A 1,862-nucleotide genomic window follows, 5' to 3' on the forward strand; every position below is an offset into this window, starting at 1 on the left:
CGGAGGTATTCCCAGACTTCGGCGACGTGTCGGGTGTCGGGATCGGTGGGTTCATTGCTGTCGACCCATAGGCAGTCTTTTTGGTGGAGGCTGCCATCCTCGCGGCGCGGGGCGAAGGCGAGGGCGTAGCTTGTGCTGAATGATGAACCTCCGAATTCAGTGCGTTTGAATACACCCCCTCCAATGTTGTTCCAGTCGAAGACTATGAGTTTGCTTAATCGTTTGTAATAGATTTTCTTAGTGTATCTATTGAAGCAAATCTCAGAAAGGTTCTTTATGAAGAAAATTCGATAGGCTAAGAAGGGTGTGAAAATAAATGGTCCCAGGAGTTGTATTGCGATAAATGCATAGGCACCTTCCTGTTCGTAATTGATCGAGAGATTCAGGAGGCCTGTATAGCATACAAGCGCTATGACTAAAATCGAAGCGGTATACATTTTGGCCATGAAGACTGAATCAGAAACCCATGGGTTTTTTAACTGTAATACTGAGCTCGTCAGTTTTGAAACTTGTCCGTGAATTGTTGGTTGGGCGTCAGTTTTTTTGTGTGGGCTAAATAGCCATACTGTGGCCATGGTCCTACCTTTCGACATAAAAGTTTGAGACTGAATACGCGCTGGGGGATAAGCCTTGATTAGGTTGATATCTTATTGATAGCGTGGCGCTTTTGGTTTTAGCTCTATCAATTTTGTAATGTAAAACAAGTCCTGCGGAAGTTAAGTGGCAGGTCGGCTCTTTGTGTAGGGCGATTGAGGTGTTGCCGAAGTCCATAGCTTCCAGTGCGCCATGCCATTGACTTTGCCCAATTATAAAATCTTTTAGCAGCACGGTGAACTCTATAGTGGGCGTGCCCTCGTTTATATGGCTATGGATTATTGTTGCCCAGTCCGGTGCTGGCCAATGGTTGTCTAAACTCAGTCTCGTAGTAAACCCTTCAAGCCTTAATAGTGTTGTTTGTTGAGTCGTTAGTATATTAGGGGTGTAGTTTAGAATATGCCAATATTCCAGCTCTTCGTTGATATTGGCGAAGCCAGGGAGAAATCCTTGGTGGTCTAACTTTATCTCGGGGCGGACCTCTCCATCATTTTCTCTTTTGCCAAAAATACTTCTACTTGCCCATAACGCTATTGGACTATGGAGCCGCTCGTTGGCTTTAGCGTGTAGGTAAAGCCCACCGGCAAGCACCATGGCACCGACAAGCACCAGGCTTGCTGCAGCCCAGCCCGCAAAGGGAATAAAAAATGTTGGTCCAGCGATCGCGAGGCTCGCTTCCAGCATAAGCGCGGCCCCAGCGGCAGATGTGAATCCACCAGCAGCAGTATAAGCACCTGATTTGAAACTGCCATTTTGTGATTGCCGATACCCTTTTGATATGTCTGAAATTAACCCCAGAATAATTGCTGGATACCCAGAGGCGCGAGCGAATAAATTGCTGCCTAAGTGTTTGATAACTCCATTACCAAAAGCCATCCCAGGTGCAGTTGAACTCAATCTCAACATTAAGGCTTTCTGCGTTGCCCGCACGCTAACCAGCGTTGCCGATGCTGCACCAATCACCCCAAAAATCGACGAAGCAAACCCCATCGTGTATTCCGGCGCATCACTTTGCTGCAGGCTGTTGTAAGCCGTCTTGAGCGAAATCACGTTGAACCACAGCATTCCCGCGTTCAAGCCACCGCCGCCGCCCGTGGTAAGCAACCCGAGGAAGTTGGGTTTCACGCGCGCAGTGGTGGTCATTTCGATGGTCACTGTCCGGCTCCCGGAGACGCGGATTTGTTTCATCTCCTCAACCTGCGCCATGCCATTCTTCAGGTATTTCTGTACCTCTTCGCTGAAGGGATTCTCCGCGATGGCCTGGCCGG

At 48.5% G+C, this 1,862-nt stretch carries 1 protein-coding gene and 1 pseudogene; both read right to left on the reverse strand.

What is annotated here, in order from left to right; translation table 11 throughout:
- Nucleotides 1-575, reverse strand: a pseudogene (locus ACIP02_RS27295) (hypothetical protein); the annotation flags it as partial.
- A 4-nt stretch (nucleotides 576-579) separates the two neighbouring features.
- The coding region (locus tag ACIP02_RS27300; RefSeq protein ID WP_400622926.1) for a hypothetical protein at nucleotides 580-1,862 on the reverse strand (1,283 nt) is incomplete at its 5' end.

The organism is Pseudomonas sp. NPDC089408, assembly GCF_044749445.1.
Classification (GTDB): Bacteria; Pseudomonadota; Gammaproteobacteria; order Pseudomonadales; family Pseudomonadaceae; genus Aquipseudomonas.